The organism is Streptomyces sp. MGP-BFMKR1 (assembly GCF_057766585.1).
Genome location: NZ_CM173408.1, coordinates 3,149,462 through 3,169,533, shown reverse-complemented (window position 1 = coordinate 3,169,533; position 20,072 = coordinate 3,149,462). Strand labels below are relative to the sequence as shown.

At 75.4% G+C, this 20,072-nt stretch carries 14 protein-coding genes; 5 read left to right on the top strand and 9 right to left on the bottom strand.

Features of this window, described 5'->3' with window-relative positions:
- The first annotated feature begins 1 nt into the window (after nucleotide 1).
- Entirely contained in the window at nucleotides 2-3,571 is a 3,570-nt protein-coding gene (gene mfd, locus AC3CHW_RS11835) for a transcription-repair coupling factor (protein WP_488470417.1), read from the top strand.
- 184 nt (nucleotides 3,572-3,755) lie between these two features.
- Here the strand turns inward: mfd and AC3CHW_RS11830 are convergent, their stop codons facing one another.
- The 4 genes from AC3CHW_RS11830 to AC3CHW_RS11815 all read right to left on the bottom strand — a co-directional run bounded on the left by AC3CHW_RS11830 (nucleotide 3,756) and on the right by AC3CHW_RS11815 (nucleotide 8,799).
- Nucleotides 3,756-4,325, bottom strand: a complete 570-nt coding sequence (locus tag AC3CHW_RS11830) for a GNAT family N-acetyltransferase (RefSeq protein WP_488470416.1) — start codon at nucleotides 4,323-4,325, stop codon at nucleotides 3,756-3,758.
- Nucleotides 4,326-4,413: 88 nt separating this feature from the next.
- Nucleotides 4,414-5,346 carry a bifunctional DNA primase/polymerase gene (locus tag AC3CHW_RS11825; protein ID WP_488470415.1) on the bottom strand — a complete coding sequence of 311 codons (933 nt, stop codon included), beginning with the start codon at nucleotides 5,344-5,346 and terminating at the stop codon, nucleotides 4,414-4,416.
- Complete coding sequence (locus AC3CHW_RS11820; protein ID WP_488470414.1) at nucleotides 5,343-6,419, bottom strand: DUF4331 family protein; 1,077 nt, start codon at nucleotides 6,417-6,419, stop codon at nucleotides 5,343-5,345. The genes AC3CHW_RS11825 and AC3CHW_RS11820 overlap by 4 nt, the downstream gene beginning before the upstream one ends.
- 511 nt (nucleotides 6,420-6,930) lie before the next feature.
- Nucleotides 6,931-8,799 (bottom strand): helix-turn-helix domain-containing protein, encoded by a 1,869-nt coding sequence (locus tag AC3CHW_RS11815; protein ID WP_488470413.1) that lies wholly within the window; start codon nucleotides 8,797-8,799, stop codon nucleotides 6,931-6,933.
- Nucleotides 8,800-9,667: 868 nt separating this feature from the next.
- Here AC3CHW_RS11815 and AC3CHW_RS11810 point away from each other — a divergent pair.
- Both AC3CHW_RS11810 and AC3CHW_RS11805 read left to right on the top strand, forming a co-directional pair.
- Complete coding sequence (locus AC3CHW_RS11810) at nucleotides 9,668-11,131, top strand: hypothetical protein (RefSeq protein WP_488470412.1); 1,464 nt, start codon at nucleotides 9,668-9,670, stop codon at nucleotides 11,129-11,131.
- A gap of 266 nt (nucleotides 11,132-11,397) precedes the next feature.
- A complete protein-coding gene (locus AC3CHW_RS11805; RefSeq protein WP_459247441.1) occupies nucleotides 11,398-12,624 on the top strand; it encodes a transposase in 1,227 nt (408 codons plus the stop codon).
- Nucleotides 12,625-12,747: 123 nt separating this feature from the next.
- Here the strand turns inward: AC3CHW_RS11805 and msrA are convergent, their stop codons facing one another.
- Entirely contained in the window at nucleotides 12,748-13,413 is a 666-nt protein-coding gene (msrA, locus tag AC3CHW_RS11800) for a peptide-methionine (S)-S-oxide reductase MsrA (RefSeq protein ID WP_381158969.1), read from the bottom strand.
- A 141-nt stretch (nucleotides 13,414-13,554) separates the two neighbouring features.
- Nucleotides 13,555-14,649 (bottom strand): hypothetical protein, encoded by a 1,095-nt coding sequence (locus AC3CHW_RS11795; RefSeq protein ID WP_459247440.1) that lies wholly within the window; start codon nucleotides 14,647-14,649, stop codon nucleotides 13,555-13,557.
- Between the two features lie 260 nt (nucleotides 14,650-14,909).
- Between AC3CHW_RS11795 and AC3CHW_RS11790 the strand changes: the two genes are divergently transcribed.
- A complete protein-coding gene (locus AC3CHW_RS11790; protein ID WP_398611948.1) occupies nucleotides 14,910-16,076 on the top strand; it encodes a cystathionine gamma-synthase in 1,167 nt (388 codons plus the stop codon).
- Nucleotides 16,077-16,203: 127 nt separating this feature from the next.
- Here the strand turns inward: AC3CHW_RS11790 and AC3CHW_RS11785 are convergent, their stop codons facing one another.
- From AC3CHW_RS11785 to AC3CHW_RS11775, 3 genes are all read right to left on the bottom strand, one after another.
- Nucleotides 16,204-16,458 carry a hypothetical protein gene (locus AC3CHW_RS11785; RefSeq protein WP_488470411.1) on the bottom strand — a complete coding sequence of 85 codons (255 nt, stop codon included), beginning with the start codon at nucleotides 16,456-16,458 and terminating at the stop codon, nucleotides 16,204-16,206.
- Nucleotides 16,455-16,994, bottom strand: coding sequence for a sigma factor-like helix-turn-helix DNA-binding protein (locus AC3CHW_RS11780; protein WP_488470410.1), 540 nt, complete (start codon nucleotides 16,992-16,994; stop codon nucleotides 16,455-16,457). The genes AC3CHW_RS11785 and AC3CHW_RS11780 overlap by 4 nt, the downstream gene beginning before the upstream one ends.
- 862 nt (nucleotides 16,995-17,856) lie before the next feature.
- A complete protein-coding gene (locus AC3CHW_RS11775; RefSeq protein ID WP_488470409.1) occupies nucleotides 17,857-18,390 on the bottom strand; it encodes a MarR family winged helix-turn-helix transcriptional regulator in 534 nt (177 codons plus the stop codon).
- A 167-nt stretch (nucleotides 18,391-18,557) separates the two neighbouring features.
- Between AC3CHW_RS11775 and ilvA the strand changes: the two genes are divergently transcribed.
- Nucleotides 18,558-19,835: a threonine ammonia-lyase gene (ilvA, locus tag AC3CHW_RS11770; RefSeq protein WP_488470408.1), complete on the top strand. Its 1,278-nt coding sequence runs from the start codon at nucleotides 18,558-18,560 to the stop codon at nucleotides 19,833-19,835.
- Nucleotides 19,836-20,072: the final 237 nt, after the last annotated feature.

Sequence of the window (20,072 nt, the reverse complement as noted above, 5' to 3'; positions counted from 1 at the left end):
CATGAGCCTGCACGGTCTGCTCGATGCCGTCGTCCATGACCCCGCGCTCGCCGAGGCGGTGCGCGCGGCCACGGACGGTCACCGCACGCACCTCGACCTCGTCGGGCCGCCGGCGGCGCGGCCCCTGGCCGTGGCGGCGCTGGCGCGCGGGGCCGGCCGGCCGGTGCTCGCCGTGACCGCGACCGGGCGCGAGGCCGAGGACCTGGCCGCCGCGCTGCGCTCGCTGATGCCCGAGGGGCAGGAGCACGGCGTGGTGGAGTACCCGTCGTGGGAGACGCTGCCGCACGAGCGGCTCTCGCCGCGCTCGGACACCGTCGGGCGCCGCCTCGCCGTGCTGCGCCGGCTGACCCACCCGAGCGCCGACGACCCGACCGCCGGCCCGGTCAGCGTGGTCGTCGCGCCCATCCGCGCCGTGCTCCAACCCCAGGTCAAGGGCCTTGGCGAGCTGGAACCGGTGGCGCTGCGCGGCGGGCAGAGCGCCGACCTGGGCGAGGTCGTGGAGGGCCTGGCGGCAGCCGCGTACGCCCGGGTCGAACTGGTCGAGAAGCGCGGCGAGTTCGCCGTGCGCGGCGGCATCCTGGACGTCTTCCCGCCCACCGAGGAACACCCGCTGCGGGTGGAGTTCTGGGGGGACGAGGTCGAGGAGATCCGGTACTTCAAGGTCGCCGACCAGCGCTCGCTCGAAGTGGCCGAGCACGGGCTCTGGGCGCCGCCCTGCCGTGAGCTGCTGCTCACCGCCGACGTGCGGCGGCGCGCCGCCGAGCTGGCCGAGTCGCACCCGGAGTTGGGCGAACTGCTCGGCAAGATCGCCGAGGGCATCGCCGTCGAGGGCATGGAGTCGCTGGCCCCGGTCCTGGTGGACGAGATGGAGCTGCTGCTCGACGTGTTGCCCGCGGGCGCGATGAGCGTGGTGTGCGACCCGGAGCGGGTGCGGACCCGGGCGGCCGACCTGGTGGCCACCAGCCAGGAGTTCCTGGCGGCGTCCTGGGCCGCGTCGGCCGGTGGCGGCGAGGCCCCCATCGACCTGGGCGCGGCCTCGCTGTGGGGCATCGCCGACATCCGGGACCGGGCCCGCGAGCTGGGCATGATGTGGTGGTCGATCTCGCCGTTCGCCGCCGGCGACGGCCTCGACGAGGCCGGCGTGGCCGGCGGGGCGACGGACGGCGACACCCTGACCCTGGGCATGCGCGCCCCCGAGCTGTACCGGGGCGACATCGCCCGGGCGCTCGCCGACACCAAGGGCTGGCTCGCCGACGGCTGGCGCACGGTCTACCTCACCGAGGGCCACGGCCCCGCCTCGCGCACCGTCGAGGTGCTCAGCGGCGAGGGCATCGCGGCCCGCCTCGACCCGGACCTCGCCGAGCTGTCGCCCTCGCTGGTGCACGTGTCCTGCGGCTCCGTCGAACGCGGCTTCATCGACCCGGGCCTCAAGCTCGCGGTGCTCACCGAGACCGACCTGACCGGCCAGAAGGCGGCCGGCAAGGACGGCACCCGGATGCCGGCCAGGCGCCGCAAGACCATCGACCCGCTCACCCTCCAGGCCGGCGACTACATCGTGCACGAGCAGCACGGCGTGGGCCGCTACATCGAGATGGTGCAGCGCACCGTGCAGGGCGCGACCCGCGAGTACCTGCTGGTCGAGTACGCGCCGGCCAAGCGCGGCCAGCCCGGCGACCGACTGTTCGTGCCGACCGACCAGTTGGAGCAGGTCACCAAGTACGTGGGCGGCGAGGCCCCGACCCTGCACCGGCTCGGCGGCGCCGACTGGACCAAGACCAAGGCGCGGGCCAAGAAGGCGGTCAAGGAGATCGCCGCCGACCTGATCAAGCTCTACTCGGCCCGGATGGCGGCCCCCGGCTACACCTTCGGCCCGGACACCCCCTGGCAGCGCGAGCTGGAGGACGCGTTCCCGTACGCGGAGACGCCCGACCAGCTCACCACCATCGCCGAGGTCAAGGAGGACATGGAGAAGTCGGTCCCGATGGACCGGCTGATCTGCGGCGACGTCGGCTACGGCAAGACGGAGATCGCGGTGCGGGCCGCGTTCAAGGCCGTGCAGGACGGCAAGCAGGTCGCCGTCCTGGTGCCCACCACGCTGCTGGTGCAGCAGCACTTCGGCACCTTCAGCGAGCGGTACGGGCAGTTCCCCGTCGTGGTCAAGGCGCTGTCCCGGTTCCAGACCGACACCGAGGCCAAGGCCGTCCTGGAGGGGCTGCGGGACGGCTCGGTGGACATCGTCATCGGCACCCACCGGCTGTTCTCGTCCGAGACCAGGTTCAAGGACCTGGGCCTGGTCATCGTGGACGAGGAGCAGCGGTTCGGCGTCGAGCACAAGGAGCAGCTCAAGAAGTTGCGCGCCAACGTCGACGTGCTGACCATGTCGGCCACGCCCATCCCGCGCACCCTGGAGATGGCCGTCACCGGCATCCGCGAGATGTCCACCATCACCACCCCGCCGGAGGAGCGGCACCCGGTGCTGACCTTCGTCGGCCCGTACGAGGAACGGCAGATCGGCGCGGCCATCCGGCGCGAACTGCTGCGCGAGGGGCAGGTCTTCTACATCCACAACCGCGTCGAGTCCATCGACCGGGCCGCCGCCAAGCTGCGTGAGATCGTGCCCGAGGCGCGCATCGCCACGGCGCACGGGCAGATGGGCGAGAGCGCCCTGGAGCAGGTGGTGGTGGACTTCTGGGAGAAGAAGTTCGACGTGCTGGTCTCCACCACCATCGTGGAGTCGGGCATCGACATCTCCAACGCCAACACCCTGATCGTCGAGCGCGGCGACAACTTCGGCCTCTCCCAGCTGCACCAGCTCCGCGGCCGGGTCGGCCGGGGCCGCGAGCGCGGGTACGCCTACTTCCTGTACCCGCCGGAGAAGCCGCTGACCGAGACCGCCCACGAACGCCTGGCCACCATCGCCCAGCACACCGAGATGGGCGCGGGCATGTACGTGGCGATGAAGGACCTGGAGATCCGCGGCGCGGGCAACCTGCTCGGCGGCGAGCAGTCCGGACACATCGCGGGCGTCGGCTTCGACCTGTACGTCCGCATGGTCGGCGAGGCCGTCGCGGACTACCGGACCTCGCTGGAGGGCGGCGCCGAGGAGGAGCCGCCGATCGAGGTCAAGATCGAACTCCCGGTGGACGCGCACGTCCCGCACGACTACGCGCCCGGCGAGCGGCTGCGCCTCCAGGCGTACCGGTCCATCGCCGCGGCCAACAGCGAGGAGGACATCGCCGCCGTCCGCGAGGAGCTGACCGACCGGTACGGACCGCTGCCCGAGCCGGTGGAGAACCTGCTGCTCGTCGCCGGCCTGCGGATGCTCGCCCGCGCCTGCGGCGTCAGCGACATCACCCTCCAGGGCTCGCAGATCCGCTTCGGCCCGGTGGAGTTGCGCGAGTCGCAGGAGCTGCGGCTGCGGCGGCTGCACCCGCGAGCGGTGCTCAAGCCGGGGCCGCGGCAGATCCTGGTGCCCCGGCCGACGACCGGCAAGATCGGCGGCAAGCCGGTGGTGGGCCGCGAACTGCTCGCCTGGACCGGCGAGTTCCTCACGACCATCCTCGGCTCGTAGCCCTCGTAGCCCTCGTAGCCCTCGTAGCCCTCGTAGCCCTCGTAGCCCTCGTAGCCCCGGCGGCCTCGCGGCCGTCGGGGGTGGGCGAGCCCAGACGCCGGGCCGAGCGTGACCTCAGGTGGCCCGGCGTCTGGGAGCGGTGGGCCGGGCCGAGCGCGTCTCGGCCCGGGGGAGTGGCGCCGGGTTACGCCTCGGGGGCCGGCGGGGCGGACAGCACGCGCCGGAAGCTGATCCGGTCGTGTCCGGGCCCGTCGTAGTCGCGGTGGACGGGGACGCCGTCGCTCTCGTAGTCGCCGCCCTCGGGCCGGAAGCCCATCGAGTGGTGGAAGGCGATGGACGGCTTGTTGGCCGGCGAGACGATCGAGCGCACCTCCTGCCGCCCGGCCGCCACCGCCCGGGCGAAGAACCGCTCGTACAACTGCCGGGCCACGCCCTGGTGGCGCAGCTCCGGGTGGACGCCGACGAAGTGGATGTAGGCCGTGCCGGGCCGGTCGGGCGAGTGGAAGCCGACCAGGAACCCGGCGAGCGCGCCGGCTGCCTCGTCCGGGCCCGCCCCGTCCGGCTCCTCGGCGTCGGGCCGCCGCTCCACGATCAGGCTGGTCGCGGCGAAGTGCTGGAGGAAGAGCCGGGGCAGCAGCAGGGACAGCTCGCGGGCCTCCTCCGGAGTGCGGGTCTCGCCCCACCAGGTCTGGATCGACGCCACGATCGGAGCGTGATCCTCCTCGCGGGCCTGTCGGAAGGTGAGGTGTGCCATGCGTTCTCTCCCGTACGTCGGTGCGCTCGCGCCGTTCGGGGCCCCGTTCCGGGCCCACCAGGGCAGACGCCCTACCGGCCCGTAGGGGTTACCCGGTCTCCGCGTACGGGTCGGCGGGCGCCCGCACGCCCGAGCACCAGCCGACGGTGAGCTGGGCGGTGGTCAGCGCCGCCGCGAGCGGGCCGAGGAGGCAGCGCAGCCGTTCCACCGGGGCCCCGGGCCGCACCGCCCAGGTCAACCCGGTGCCGGTGTCGGTCAACGCCCCGGGCCCGGGCAGCACGACGCGCGCGCCCGCGCCGTGGTACTCCACGGTTCCGGCCGTGAGCAGCGCGCCCAGCCAGGGCGCCGCCCCGCGCGGGACCAGCAGCCGCATCCGGCCCGCGGCCCCGTCGACCAGCGTGGGGAAGTGCAGGGGCCGCACGGTACGGGCCCGCCCCGCGCCCCCACCACGCCCACCACCGAGCCCGAACCGCCCCCGGACCCCGAAGCCCCCGGGCCCGAACTGGCCGGCGAGCCCGAACCGGTCGTACGAGGCCGCCTCGGGCGACGGACAGGTACGCGCCGCGTCCAGCGACGGGCCGGCGTGCGCCCGTAGCGCGACCCGGCAGGCGCGCCTTCGGTGCGCCCCGGCTCGCGGACGCGCCCCGTCGGGAGCGGTGTCGGACGCCGGGCCGGACGGGCCAGCGGCATCAGCGGGGCCGGAGGAATCCGCGAGGCCGGAGAGGCCAGCGAGGCCGGAGAGGTCGGATAACGCGGACAACGCCGACGAGCCGGAGAAGGCCGTGCCGGCCAGTTGGGCCTGCCAGGCGCCGGCCGGCGCGCCCGTCCGGCGGCGCAGCAGGTCCAGGGCCTCCATGCCGGTCCGCAGGTCGACCGTGACCGCGTCGAAGGTGCGGCCGGTGGCGAGCCGGACGCCGCGCCGCGGGTCCTCGCGCCACAGCGCGCGCACCGCGTCGGGATCGTCCGCGGCGGCGGCGACCCAACGAGGGACGCGCGCCGCCGCGCACGGGCGGGCCGTCACCGCTCCGCCTTCGGCAGCGCCAGGTAGGGGAACGTCTCGCGCGGCACCCCCGTAGCCGCGCTCGCGTCCAGCCCCATCGTGACGGGCATGCCGAGCACCAGCTCGAACATGACCTCCGGCGCCGGGTCGGTCAGCGCGCGCCCGTTGCGCCGCTTCACCCCGAAGTGGGCTTCGGTGCCCACCTCGTAGCGCAGCACGTCCGGCAGCAACAGGTCGCGCACCCGGGCCGCGTGGGCGGCGGGTTCGGCGACCGCGCCCGCGGCGCCGGCACCCCGCTCGACGGCGGCCCCCACCTCGGCCCCGTACCGCTCCCGGTCCTCGGCGGGCTCGGTCGCGTTGAAGTCGATGTGCTGGTCGGGGTCTTCGAGGTCGAAGAGGGTGTTGAGCAGCGGCGTCGCGCAGCGGTTGATCTGCCGCCAGCCGCCCGCGTCGGTCGCCAGGACCGTCACGCCCCAGAAGCCGATCTCCTGGGCGCCGCCGAGGTCGGCGTCGGGCACCTCAAGGACGATCGCGTGCACGTCGGTGTCGGCGAAGATGTTGCTGGCCCGCGCGGGGTCGAACCCGGCCAGGTCGGGGGCGGTGCCCTGGGCGATCCCGGTCTTGACGGCGGTGACCACCGTGCCCTCGATCCAGAACGGGTCGCCGGCCTGCCCGGCCCAGGCCCGCAGCCCGCCGCTCGGGTCCTCGTCGCCGCCGGCGCCCGCGGCGGGCAGCACGAGTTCGGCCGGCTCACCGGTCACGCCGCGCAGCAGCACCGAACCCTCCGCGTCGCGGTCCCGCGCGGCCTCGCCGTCGAACCGGCGCAGCTCCCAGCGCTGCGTGCCGCGCGTGCTGAAGGGGGCGAAGGTGATGGGGGCGAAGGTGAAGCGGTAGGTGATGTCCTCGACCGCGTCGCCGTCGGTGTCGATCTTGATCTCGTACAGGCTCTCGTCGTCGTGGAAGCCGCCCGTGCCGGAGAGCGGGTTGACGTTGACGACGAAGACGGTGCCGCGCTCGCCCCGGAAGACATAGACGTCACTGATGTCGAGCCGGGGGTCCTGGCGTGCGAGGAGCGAGTCGTGGTGATGACTCATCAGCGATCCTGTTCTGCTTCGAGGGAGGGCGCGTCGGCCAGGCACCGGCGGGCCACGGTCGCGGTCGCAGCGGCTCAATAGGGGGGAACCGCGCGCTGCCTCGTCAGGGAGGGGGAAGAGGGTCAGCATCCGGTCCGGCCCGCCGGGGCCTGGTCTGGACCCTAGGCCGAGGCGTCACGCGCGGGCGAGGAACAGAATGCACAGTCAGGGCGGTAACTGGTTGCCCACCGACCGGTGGTTGAAGGACGTACCGGTAACTCGGTACGGGACGAGGCCACCGCGGGTCCGACGGGCGGGAGTTGGGGGGGGCTTGTACGGTCGCAGCGCGGGGCGTAGGGGCTCGGGCGCGTAAGGCCCGGCCCCGGGGTGCGCCGGGGCCCGGGGTGCGCCGGGGTGCGGGGTGCGCCGGGGTGCGGGTGCGCCGGGGCCCGGGGTGCGCCGGGGTGCGGGCGGCGCCGGGGGTGCGGTAACGAGGGGCGCGGTGCGGGCGTGTGGGTTCAGCGCGTCCGGGTCACAGCGCCTTGAGCGCCCGCATAGCCAGCCACAGCTCGTACTTGGCGCTCGGCGCGTGCAGCAGCGAGCGGCCCAACGCCTCCTCCGCCCTGGTCAGCCGCTTGCGGGCGCCGGGCAGCGAGATGCCGAGCGCGCCGGCGGCCTGCGGCAGCTTCGCGTCGGCCCGCAGCCAGGCGCGTACGGTCTCCGTCCCCGACGGCAGGTTCGCCCGCTCCAGCGGCTGGAGCTGGGCGCGCGCCCAGACGCCGGCCGCCGGCGTGCCGAGCAGGTCCTCCAGCGTGGCCGGCGGCCGGTCGGTGGGCGTCGGCAGGGGGGCGCCACGGAGCTGGAGCGCGAGCCAGGCGGCGGACTGGTCGGCCAGCCGGCCGAGGTCGAGCCCGAGCAACTCGTCGATCAGCCGCACCCGGGCGCCCAGCGTGTTGCGGTGGATCTTCAGGTGGCGGCTGGCGGCGCCGCCGAAGGTCAGCCACGAGCCGAGCGTGCCGAGCAACTCCTCACCGCCGGGATCGGCCCGTCGCGGCGGCACGTAGTGCAGGCAGGGCGCCAGCAACTCCTGGGCCCAGCGCAGCCCTTCCGGGGTGGCCAGCGGCGTCAGGTCGAAGTCCCGTTGGAAGCTGGCCCGCCCACTGGGAGCGGTGCGGGCCACGGCCAGCGCGTGGAACGCCTGCTCGTAGCCGATCGGGGTCTCGCGCAGCGGCACCTCGCCGCTGACCCCGATCAGGCACTCGGGCACCCGCTCGGCGATGGCCCGGTCAAGCCCGCGCACCCCCACCGTCTCGACGGCCGTGCCGGCGCGCCCGCTGCGGCTCAACGCGGGGGAATGGTGCGGGAGTTCGCCGAAGGTCGCGCGGAAGTCGGTGGCGCAGTTCTCGTCGTCCACCTGCCCGACGGCCGCGTCGCCCCCCGGGCCGACGGAAGGCCGTGCGGGAGGCGTCATGCCCTGGTCGAGCGCCGCTCTGGCGGCTCCGCCCGCCCTGCCCGCCGGCTCCGGCACGGCCGGGACGAGGGCGATCAGATGGGTGGGCCGCACGGGGCAGGGCACGATCCACGCCTTGCCGCGCGCGGCGTGCGCGATCCGGTCGGCGATCTCGTACCGCCGCTGGCCCGGGCACTCGATCACGTAGACGTAGGCGAGCTGGGGCAGCGGTGGTTGCAGGGCGGCGGCGATGCGGTGGGCGGCCGGGACGCTGCCGACCATCAACAGGTGCAGCACCGCCTCGCGGCCGTGCGCCTCGGCGGCCTCCACCCGCACCCGGTCGCGGTCGGCCTCCTCAAGCCGCCAGCACAGGCCGAGCGTGCGGGCCGCGTCGGCGAGCAGCACCTGCGGGCGCCCAGGCCGCCGCCCCGGCCCGTCGGGGGCGATCAGTACGAGGTACGGGGCCTGCCGGCGCGGACCGGCCTCCGCGTGCGCGCCCCCGGCCCCGGCGGTCAGCGAGACCAGGAACACCGTGCTGCCGCCGTCGGGCTCGGCGCGTTCGCCCGCCGCCGGGACGCTGAGCACCGCCGATGGCGTGCCGCGCCGGTGCAGCCCGGCCACGGCGCCCGTCGCGGCGCTCAGCGCGGGGCTGGGCGGCGGGGCGGGGGTGACGGCGGGCGTGCCGTCGGCGTCGATCAGCGTGGCGACGCCGCCGGTGCGGTGCGCGAGCCACTCCAGGATCGCCCGGACGGCACCACGCTTGGTCGCGAGGCGCGAGAGGGTCATGACGTCGTCGGCGCGCACGGCGCGGTCGGCCTGCTCGGGCCGCTCGTCGCCGGGCCGCTCGGGCCGGTCGTCGCCGGGCTCGTCGGCCCGCGTCGGCCGCTCGCTCAGGGGCTCGCCCGCCGCCCGCCGCGCCCCCACCTCAGTGCCCAACGCCGCCCGTCCCATGAAGCAGCAGATTAGTGCGTCAAAGCCGGTCGCGGGGGCGAAGGTTGGACTCCACCAGCCCCATGTCGCCCAGCTCACCCCACGGGCCCCAACCGCCCCGGTACGCCACGCCGAACGGCCCGCGATCCGGCCATCGCCGCGCGGCACGTGACCCCGGCCGGCCGCTCCGCGCGAGGCGCTCCGGTCGGGGGTGGCTCCGTCCGGAGTGGCTCCGTCCGGGGGTGGCTCCGGCCCGGGCGGCTGTCGCGCGGTCGGCGGTGGCACGGAGGGAGCGGGACGTGACGGAGGGCGGAACCCGGCGCGAGGGTGGGTTCCCGGGCGCCGGCGGGGCGGCATGGGGGTTCGCCTTGCAGCGCGACGGCGCGTGGGCGGATGCGCGCGCCCCCGCCGTGCGCGTCCGGTGAGGTGTTACCGGACGGTCGGGTAGGGGCGCGACGTGACCGGCGACGGGGTGTCGCGATCTCCCGCTCCCGATCGTCTGGGCGGCCTCAACGCCCGTACGCGAAAACGGAGTTAACCTCTCGGTAACCGTGCGCGACAACGGGATGAATCACCCTGTTCGGGGCGGAGTACGCGCCGTACGGGCGGGTCGGGCGGTGGTGGGGCGGCCGGGACGGGGTCGAGCGCGGCCGGCGCGGGAGCCGTGTTGGTGGCCGCTGACGGGAGCGGACCGGGGCGCTCCGTGACCGTATGCCAGTTCGGAGAGCCCTGTTCACGCGCCGTGGCGGCCAACAATGCGCCGGGTGCCAGGGGTTGCACCGTCCTGAGCGTTCGTGTTCGATGCGTGCACCGCCAGTTCCGTGAGCCAGAGGGGGAGGAACTCACCGTGACGGCGTGTCTTCCTGTCTGGTCCGCGGTGCGCCGCTGCGTGTCGGCCTCTCGACGCACGGCGCTGCTGCTGTGCGCCCTCGGCGGCTTCCTCGCGCTGGCGAGCGTCCTCGCGGGACAGGCACACGCCAACGGCTCGCAGGACGGCGGGCGCGAGGCGCGCGCCGACCGGTCGGCGTCGCAGGGCGAGCGGGCGGCCAAGGGCGCGCGGACCACGGCGGCCGGCCCGACCCGAACCGCCACGACGACCGGCAAGGACACGGCGGTTCACGGCGCCCGAGCGGCAGGCAAGGCGAAGGCCAAGGGGAACGTCGGGGCCGCGCCTCATGCCACGGCGACCAAGGCCACGCCCGGGGACCAGCACGGCGGCCGGCAGGCCGCCGGCGACCGCAAGGCCGGCAAGGCCAACGCGCAGCACGGCCCCGGCCAGCCCGACCGGGCCAAGAGCCGGAGCGGGTCCAAGGGCGAAGCCAAGGGCAAGGGCGACAAGAACGCGCACGCACCGGCCAAGAAGGCGCACGCGGCAACGGAGAACGCGCACGCGAAGGCCAAGCAGACGCCGCGCGAGGCCGCGCACGCCACGTCCGGTGGCAAGGCGCCCGGCGGCAAGGGCAAGGCCCACGGCGACGGCTCGGGCAAGCCCCACGGCGAAGGCCCGGGCAAGCCCCACAGCGGCAAGGGCAAGGGCCCTGGCAAGGGCAAGGGCCCTGGCGGGGACGCCGGGGGCCCAGGCGGTCACGGCGGGGGACAGGGCGGGGGCGGCCAGGGGCGGCCCGGCGCGGAGCTGCCTCCGCCGGCGCGCCTGCTCCCCGCCGCGCCCGACGCGCTCGGCCCGCAGACCGGACCGCGCACGCCGGAGACCCCCGCGCACGCCGGCCCGCGCCTGCCGCACACCCCCGCGAACCCGGAGCCGCCGGGCCGCTCCGAGAGGCCGAACCGGCCGCACGGGCCGGGCACCTCGCTCCTGCCGACCCCGTCCGAGCGTCCGGCGTCGTCCGACTGCGCCGGCGACGGCGTGGACTGCGCGCGTCCCGGTCGGGGCGATGGGCCGGGCCGGGAGCGTTCGGCGGACGTCCCGCCGAGGGGCGAGGGCCCGCTCGCCCGATACGGCGCCGCGAGCGCCCTCGTCGGCCCGCCGTCCGGCCCGCTCGGCGCGGTCCGTACGAGCTTGGCCACCGGGACCGCCACCGGCGCCGAGCGACCGCACTCCGACGCGCCGGACTGCGGCACCGGGAACCGGCCGCACGGCGCGCCGGGATGCGGCGGCCACCAGCACGCGCCGCAGGCGCCGTGCGGCTCGCCGGGCCCGATCGGCCCCACCGCGCCCGGTGGGCAGGGCGGTTGCGGCCACGGCGGCGACCAGACCACCAAGCGCGCCCTCGACAAGCACGACCTGCCCGCCACCGCCGCGCTGCACCCGCCGCGCACCGCGGACGGCCGGCCGCGCGACACGGCTTCCCCGCTGCACACGCGCCCGCACGACGTCGTCGAACACCCCGGGTAGCACCGGCGCGCCCACCGGCGCGCCACCGCCACCCTTTCGTTCGAGACAGAGAGCACACACGCCATGTTCAGTCGTGAGCGCATAGCGCCGTTCGCCGGAATGCCGTACGGGCTTCCGCGCCAGTCGCACCCCGCCCAGTCACATCCCGCACAACCGATCCCCGCCCAGCCGACCCCGGCCCAGCCACTGCCCCTCCGCGACCTCGACCACGGCCCGGCCCGCCGCGCCGGTGCGGTCCGCGCGGCGGCCCCGCTGGGGGTGGCGGCATGAAGATGACCGACCGGGAGATCATCGAGATCCTGGTGGCGTACGACGCCACCGAGAGCGTGTACGCTGCGGCGCGGATCGTGGGCTGCGACCCCAAGACCGTCCGCCGCTACGTGGCGGCCCGGGACGCCGGACGCCCGGTCACCGGCCCCTCGCGCCGGTCGCGCTTAGCTGACGCCTACGCCGAGAAGATCGAGGAGTGGGTGGACCGCTCCGAGGGTCACATCAGCGCCGTGCGGGCGCACGAGCGCCTGGTGCGGATGGGTTTCACCGGCAGCGAGCGCACCACGCGGCGGGTCGTCGCCGAGACCAAGAGCCGCTGGCAGAGCGGCAGTCGGCGGATCTTCCGGCCCTGGGTCACCGAGCCGGGCCTGTGGCTCCAGTGCGACTGGGGCCCGGGGCCCCTGGTGCCCGGGCCCGACGGCGAGCCCCGGCGCACCGCCCTGTTCTCGGCCTGGCTCGCCTGGTCGCGGTACCGGGTGGTCATCCCCTGCCGGGACCGCACGCTGGGCAGCCTCGTCTGCTGCCTGGACGCCACCCTCACGGCGCTCGGCGGCGCCCCGACGTACCTGCTCACCCGGTTGCGCCAGGAGGGCGGCGCGCGCCACCCGGACGTGGTCGCCGTCGGGCGGCACTACGGCATGAAGGTGCGCACCTGCGTGCCGCACGACCCGGAGGGCGGCGGCACCCAGGCCGGCGTGCGCATCGCCGCGGCCGACCTGACCCCGACCGACGCGGACCTGCGCCCGGAGTACGCGTCCTTCGCCGAACTCCAGGCGGCCTGCCAGGAGTTCGGGCAGTGGTTCAACGGGCAGGTGCGGCACTGGCAGGGCCAGCGACCGGACGCCGCGCCGGAGGGCGAGGGCGAGCCGGAGGTCGAGCGGCGGCGGGCGCAGGCCCAGGCGGCCACCCCCGCCGAGCGGCTGCTGATCGAGCGCACCCGGCTGCACCCGCTGCCGCCGGCGCCCTGCGTCCTCGGGCTCGGCCAGCAGGCGACCGTCAGCGAGACGGACACAGTGGTGCACGACGGGACGCGGTACGCCGTACCGGGCTCGCTGACCGGCGCGCAGGTGTGGTTGCGGGCCGCGCGCGGTGAACTGGCCGTCGTCGCCGACCTCGCCGCGCTGGCGCACCGCCCGGCGCACCTGGTCGGAGCCGACGGGTTGACGGAGATCGCCCGCTACCGCACGCCGTCCCGCGGCGCCTCGCGCAACGGGACGCGGTAACACCCCGCCCCGCGCCTGGAGGCGTGACCGGCCGGGCCCTCGGGTCCGGCCGGTCAGCGGCCCCGTCGATCGGCGTACCGCGCGGACGCGCGGCGGCCGGTCGACGGGGCGCCGAGGCGCGTACTAGCCGTTCTCCGCCATGCGGGCCACGCCGACCGGGCAGGAGACGCCCGTGCCGCCGATGCCGCAGTAGCCAGTGGGGTTCTTGTCCAGGTACTGCTGGTGGTAGTCCTCCGCCGGGTAGAACGGGCCGGCGATCAGGATCTCGGTGGTGATGTCGCCGTACCCGGCGTCGGCGAGCACCGCCTGGTACGCGTCGCGGGACTCCAGCGCCGCTGAGACCTGCTCGTCGGAGTGCGCGTAGATCGCCGAGCGGTACTGCGTGCCCACGTCGTTGCCCTGGCGGAAGCCCTGGGTCGGGTCGTGGCCCTCCCAGAAGACCTTCAGCAGCGCCTCGTACGAGGTCTTGGCGGGGTCGAAGACGACGCGCACGACCTCGGTGTGCCCGGTGAGGCCGCTACACACCTCCTCGTAGGTGGGGTTGACCGTCTGGCCGCCCTGATAGCCGGCGACGGTCGTCCACACGCCCGGGGTCTGCCAGAACTTGCGCTCGGCGCCCCAGAAGCAGCCGAGGCCGAAGTCGGCGACGACCAGGCCCTCCGGATACGGGCCGAGCAGGGGGTTGCCCAGCACCGTGTGCCGCTCCGGGACCTCGTACGGCCGCTCGGGACGGCCCTTGAGCGTCTCATCGGCGGACGGGAGCTGGTTCTTGAAACGACTGAACAGCATGGTCTCTCCAGGGGCAGGCGATCGGCCGCTTCTATAACGTCTCGCGGCCCGCGTCCATTCCAGCCCGCGACGGGTCGGTCGCGGGGTGCCACCGGTCGCCCCGGCGGGGCCGGTGCCGGGGCCGGGGTGCGGCGGGGTCGGCTACTGCGGCAGCGTCGCCGGCGTGCCGCCCGCGCCCTCCCAGCCCGCGACGGCCGTCGCACGGTAGCTCGCGTACAGCTCCGCCGGGTCCGGGCCGTACGACCACGGGACGGCGCCGACGTGGCCGTCCACCAGCCGGAGCTGGACGATGGCCTCCGCGTACCGCTCCGCGCGGACCAGGAACCAGATGAGCAGGTGCCGCACGTGCGGGGCGACCGGGTGGTCCGCCGGCGCGTGCAGCAGCGCGTACTGGGCGCCCTCGATGGCACGCGTGACGACCACGCTGCGGTACAGGCCCTGCACCAGGTTGGCCTCCGGGAGGTGCTCGAAGACCGCGAACAGGGGCAGCGCCGGCAGCAGGCTCTTGTCCGGGGCCCCGGCCGCCGCCTGCTGCGCGAAGGCGTCGGCCAGCTCCTTGGAGCCGTGCCACTTCTCGCACCAGTAGTGCAGGGCGGCCAGGTGCGCGCCCATGTGCGCCGGGGCGCGGTCGCGGATCTTGGCCCACAGCTCCTCGAAGTCGGCCTGCCGGTAGCCGAGGCCACGGGCGATGCCCAGTTCGACGAGGTAGGGGACCGGGTCGCCGGGGGCCAGCAGGGCGGCCTCGCCGCAGACCGTACGGGCCTCCTCCAGGATCATCGTGAAGTCCTCGGAGCCGGAGTCCCGCAACGCCTGGCGGACCAGGAACTCCGCGTGCACCGCGGCACCGCCCGGGTCCTTCGGCGCCTCGACCCGCCAGGTGCGCAGCCACACGCCGCCCTGCCCCGGGTTGATCGCCAGCTCGTGCACGGCCGCGCCCGCCAGCGTCTGCACCCGCTGCCAGCGCAGCTCGGACGAGGCGTCGGTGTGCGCGAGCAGCCGCGACACCGGCCGCCAGTCCTGGGAGCTGGTCACCTCGGCCAGCGTCGCGACCAGCTCCTCGTCGGGCCCCGGCAACCGCACGTCGAGCCGCTCCACGGGCAGGAAGCCGTACTCACCGGGGTCGGAGACGCGCCGCGCGCCCGCCATCGCCTCCTTGCCGCCGCGCCGCCGGCGCAGCATCGGCACGATGACCATGCCGATCATGAGCAGGCCCATGAGGATGAAGAGAAACTCCATGATGCTGTCCCGTGTGCTGTCGTGGGAGCCGCGCCGAAACCGGCACGGCCCGTCAGTCCGCTGCCCCGCCGCCTCACCGTTCCCCGCGCCGCCCGCGCCGCGCCCGCGGGGCCGCGCGCCGGGCGCGGCGCCGGAGCGCGGGCACCGGCGTCGGCCCGTGGCCGGCGTTGGCCCGCGTAACGGCCTTCGCCCTACAGCCTAAGCGCGCCGTTCACGAGGAGGGGCGGCGCGGGCCCGGCGGTGAGCATTACCCTCGGCCCATGACTGACCAGCACCCTCAGCCGCACGCTTCCCAGAGCTTCGAGACGCTCGCCATCCACGCGGGGCAGGCCGCGGACCCGGCCACCGGCGCCGTCGTCCCGCCCATCTACCAGGTCTCCACCTACAAGCAGGACGGGGTGGGCGGGCTGCGCGGTGGCTACGAGTACAGCCGATCCGCCAACCCGACCCGCACCGCGCTGGAGGAGAACCTGGCCGCGCTGGAAGGCGGCAGCCGGGGCCTCGCCTTCGCCTCCGGGCTCGCGGCCGAGGACACGCTCCTGCGCGCCCTGCTCGTGCCCGGCGACCACATCGTCATCCCGAACGACGCGTACGGCGGCACGTTCCGGCTGATCTCCAAGGTCATCGAGCGCTGGGGCGTGCAGTGGTCGGTCGCCGACACCGCCGACCCGGAGGCGGTACGCGCCGAGATCCGCCCCAACACCAAGCTGATCTGGGTCGAGACCCCCACCAACCCGCTGCTCGGCATCACCGACATCGCCGTCATCGCGGACATCGCCCGCACCGCCGGCGTGCGGCTGGTCGTGGACAACACCTTCGCCAGCCCGTACCTCCAGCAGCCGCTGGCCCTCGGCGCCGACATCGTCGTGCACTCGACCACCAAGTACATGGGCGGCCACTCCGACGTCGTGGGCGGCGCGCTCATCACCGCCGACGCCGCGCTGGGCGAGGAACTGGCCTACCACCAGAACGCCATGGGCGCGGTCGCCGGACCGTTCGACGCCTGGCTGGTCATGCGGGGCACCAAGACGCTGGCCGTGCGCATGGACCGGCACAGCGCGAACGCGGAGCGGATCGCCGAACTCCTCACCTCCCACCCGAAGGTCGCCCAGGTCTACTACCCGGGTCTGCCCGAGCACCCGGGCCACGAGATCGCCGCCAAGCAGATGCGTTCCTTCGGCGGCATGGTCTCCTTCCGCGCGGCGGGCGGCGAGCAGGCCGCGATCGACATCTGCAACCGGGCGGAGCTGTTCACGCTGGGCGAGTCGCTCGGCGGCGTCGAGTCGCTGATCGAGCACCCGGGCCGGATGACGCACGCGTCGGCGGCCGGCTCCGCACTTGAGGTGCCGTCCGACCTGATCCGCCTCTCGGTCGGCATCGAGTCCGCCGACGACCTGATCGCGGACCTGAACCAGGCGCTGGGCTAACCGGCCGCGCGGCGCCGGGCCCGGCCGCCGGACCGGGCTGGGCCCGACCTGGCCGAGCCGGGCTGACCTGGGCTCGGCGCCGCGCCGTACGGCCCCCGGCCGGGGCGACGCCCCGGCCAGCCAGGGGCTACCACCCGCCGAGGGGCGGCGTCGTCGAGCGGGGCGGTGGGGTCCAGGGCTCGGTGAGGGCCGCCCACACCGTGAGGGCGAACAGGGCCGCCAGCAGCACGACCCAGGTCGCCAGGTGGACGGCCCGGCGCCGGCGCAGCGCCCGCTGGCCCCGGGCGGCGGCCCGGTCGGCCAGGTCCCACGGAAGCGCCGGCCGTGGCCGCGCCTCCAGCATCCGCCGCACCTCGTCCTCCTTGCGGTCCCAGCCGCTCACGGCCCCCGCCCCCCGGCCGCGCGGCTGCCGGGGGCCGCGCCGGCGCGCTGGTCGCGGGGGCGGTCGCGGTCCGGGTCGCGGTCCCGGCCGTGGTCCGGGTCGCGCAGGACCGCGACGGCCCGGGCGCACACGGCGCGCACCCGGTCGGGCGGCAGACCCAGCGTGGCCGCGGTCACCTCCTCGGCCACCCCCTCATGCAGGCGCAACACCAGCACCAACCGTTCCTGCGGCGTGAGCGCCGCCAGCGGGCCGTGTCCGGGCGGACCCGGACGCCGGTGCCGCCAGGCCGAGTGCGCGAAGCGGGCGGCGAGTTCCTGGCGGGTGCGCTCGTACGGATCCTCGCCGCGCAACTGGTCCCAGCGCGCGTACGTGCCCGCCAACGCGGCCGTGAGCAGCCGCTCGGCCGCGACGCACCGCTGCGGGGGCTCGGCGGTGAGCAGGGTCGCGACATGCAGCAGTCGGCCGCCCGCGCCCGCGACGAACGCCGCGAACTCCCGGGTCCGGCGCTCGTCCCTCGCTGCTCGCCGTTTCCCCACCGCGCCTCCCGTGTTCGCGAGAACACGACCCCTTCAGGACACGCCAGCGGGCCCGCCCGGTCAAGGGTCCGGCGGCCGGCTCGTGAGGTCGGCCCCCGGGGCGCGCCCGGGGGCGGCGGGGCGTACGGCGGCGTCGGCGCGAGCCCGCCACACCCGCCGCGACCGGTCGGCGCGAGCCGGTGTGCGGTGGTGGCGGGGCGCGGTGTGGGCGACGTCTCGTCGCGGATTGCTCACATCGTGAGATGCCGGCCAACGGCCGTGCGTGGAATGACACCATGGCATATGCCAGAGGCATGAGTGCAGCGTACGGAGCATGGGCGCCAGCCCCACGGCCGCCATGCTCAAGCACATTGCACGAGCCGCACGGCGACCCGCCGAAGCCCCACGCCGCGCCGGACCGGAACCGCCGACCGCGTCGCCGAGTGCCCCGCCGCGTGACGCGCGTCGCGGGCCGCCGCACCGGGCCGCCCGGTGGCGGCGTCCGACCACGCCGGCGACGCGCGGTCGGCGAACGGCGCCGGCGCCGCGCCGGTCACGGTGCCCGAACGGGCAGGCGGCGCACCGCGCGACGGGCAGGCGGGCGCGCGGTACGGCCAGGAGTGCGGGCAGGCGCGTCGGCGCGGTGGGGGAGCGCGGCGTGGGCGCGCGGACCAGGGCGGGAGCCGTGGTGTCGCTGGCGCGGGAGCGGCCCTGGTCGGCGCGGAGCCGGGGCGCGGAGCGGAGGGGACCGGATGGCGGCCCCTCCGGTGGGGGTGCCGACGCACGCCGTACGGCCCTCGGGGTGAGGCGGGCCGCAAGCCGCGGACGCGAGGTCAGAGCGTCGGTCGGTCCAAGCCCCGGTACGGGCCGGGACAAGCGCCGGTCAGGAGGGTGTTGCCAACTGCGGTGCGCCGTGGATCACCGAGAGCGCGGCATTGAAACGGGTCAACAACGTGCAGAACTGGTCGCGTTCGTCCGGCGTCCAGTCTTCGGTGGCGATGGCCATCAGTTCGCGGCGGGACGAGCGCACCTCCTCCAGGCGGGCCTTGCCGCGCGGGGAGAGTTGCAGGACGACGGCGCGGCCGTCCTCGGGGTGCGAGGTGCGCTTGACCATGCCGGTGTCCACGAGGGGCGCGACCTGCCGGGTCACGGTGGACGAGTCGATGCCCATGCTCAGCGCGAGCTTCTTGACGCCCATCTCTCCTTCCTGGTCAAGCCGGTTGAGTAGGAGGTAGGCGGCGCGGTCCATCGAGTTGCGGGCCTGTCCGACGCCGCCGAGACGGGTCTGCTCCGCGCGTCGGGCGAAGACCGCCACCTGGTGTTGGAGAGAGTCGAGGACGCCGGTCTCCTCCGGCGCCGGCCCGGGGGTCGTCCCCCGGGCCGTAGTCGCAGTCGTCATGTCCGAATGGGTGGGCATGGCCTGGGGCTCACTTCGTGCGGTGGTCTGAAGGATGGGGGACAGAGTACGCGGCCCCGGCGCCCGCCGTACCTGCCCTGCGTCAAGCAGTGCGAAGCGGGCCCACCGCGCCGGGTGGGGCGGGCCGGCGCCGGCGGGATCGGGCCGACGCTGCGACACTGGGCACCATGGCTGCACGCGTTGACGACGGGGCTGGCCCCGTAAACCCGGGGGACGGCGACGACGGCGCGCGGGAGGCGTCCGGCGCGGTGACGCTGGAGGCCGTGCGCGCCGCGCAACAGACGCTGTCCGGCGTCGCTCGGGTCACCGCGCTGGAGGGCAGCCGGTTCCTGACCGACCTCCTTGCCGCACCGGCGCACCTGAAGTGCGAGAACCTCCAACGCACCGGCTCCTTCAAGGTGCGCGGCGGATACGTGCGCATCGCCGGCCTCTCGGCGGCCGAGCGGTCCGCCGGCGTGGTCGCGGCCAGCGCCGGCAACCACGCGCAGGGCGTCGCGCTCGCGGCGTCGCTGCTCGGCGTGCGCTCGACCGTGTTCATGCCGGAGGGCGCGCCCCTGCCCAAGGTCGCGGCGACCCGGGACTACGGCGCCGAGGTGCGGATGTGCGGCGACGTGGTGGACGAGACGCTGCGCGCGGCCCAGGAGTACGCCCGCGAGAGCGGCGCGGTGTTCATCCACCCCTTCGACCACCCCGACATCATCGCCGGCCAGGGCACGGTGGGCCTGGAGATCCTGGAACAGTGCCCCGAGGTGCGCACCATCGTCGTGGGCATGGGCGGCGGCGGGCTCGCGGCGGGCATCGCCGTCGCGGTGAAGGCGCTGCGGCCCGACGTGCGGGTGGTGGGCGTCCAGGCGGCGGGCTCCGCCGCGTTCCCGCCCTCGCTCGCGGCCGGGCACCCGGTCGCGCTGGACGCGCCCACCACCATGGCCGACGGCATCAAGGTCGGCCGCCCCGGCGACCTGACGCTGCGTATCGTCAGCGAACTCGTCGACGAGATCCGTACGGTGACCGAGGACGAGCTCTCCAGCGCCCTGCTGCTGTGTCTGGAGCGGGCCAAGCTCGTGGTGGAGCCGGCGGGCGCGAGTTCCGTCGCCGCCCTGCTCGCCGACCCGGGGGCCTTCGCCGGACCAGTGGTCGCGGTCCTGTCCGGCGGCAACGTGGATCCGCTGCTCATGCAGCGGGTCCTGCGCCACGGCATGGCCGCCGCCGGCCGCTACCTCTCGCTGCGCCTGCGGCTCACCGACCACCCGGGCGCCCTGGCCTCGCTGCTGCGCGTGTTGTCAGAGGCGGACGCCAACGTGCTGGACGTGAGCCACGCCCGTACCAACCCGCGGCTCGGACTCACCGAAGTGGAGGTGGAGTTGCACCTGGAGACGAAGGGCCCCGACCACTGCGCGGAGGTCGCCACCGCCCTCCGCGCCGCGGGCTACACGATCACGCCGTAGCCGGCACGCCCGGCCACAGCGCACCGCGGACCGCCGCGCACTGCCGTCCGCGGACGTTCCGTACGGCCGGGTTCTCCCGTACGGCCCGCGATGTCGTACGGCGGGTGGTTTCGTACGACAAGGCGTTCCGCGCGACCGATGGGCCCGTGGGGCGGCGGGTAGCCGGGGGTGCGGTGGGCGTCTGCGGGGCGTCGGGGGTGGGTGGGGTGTGAGGAGTCGCGTGGGATGGGCACTCGA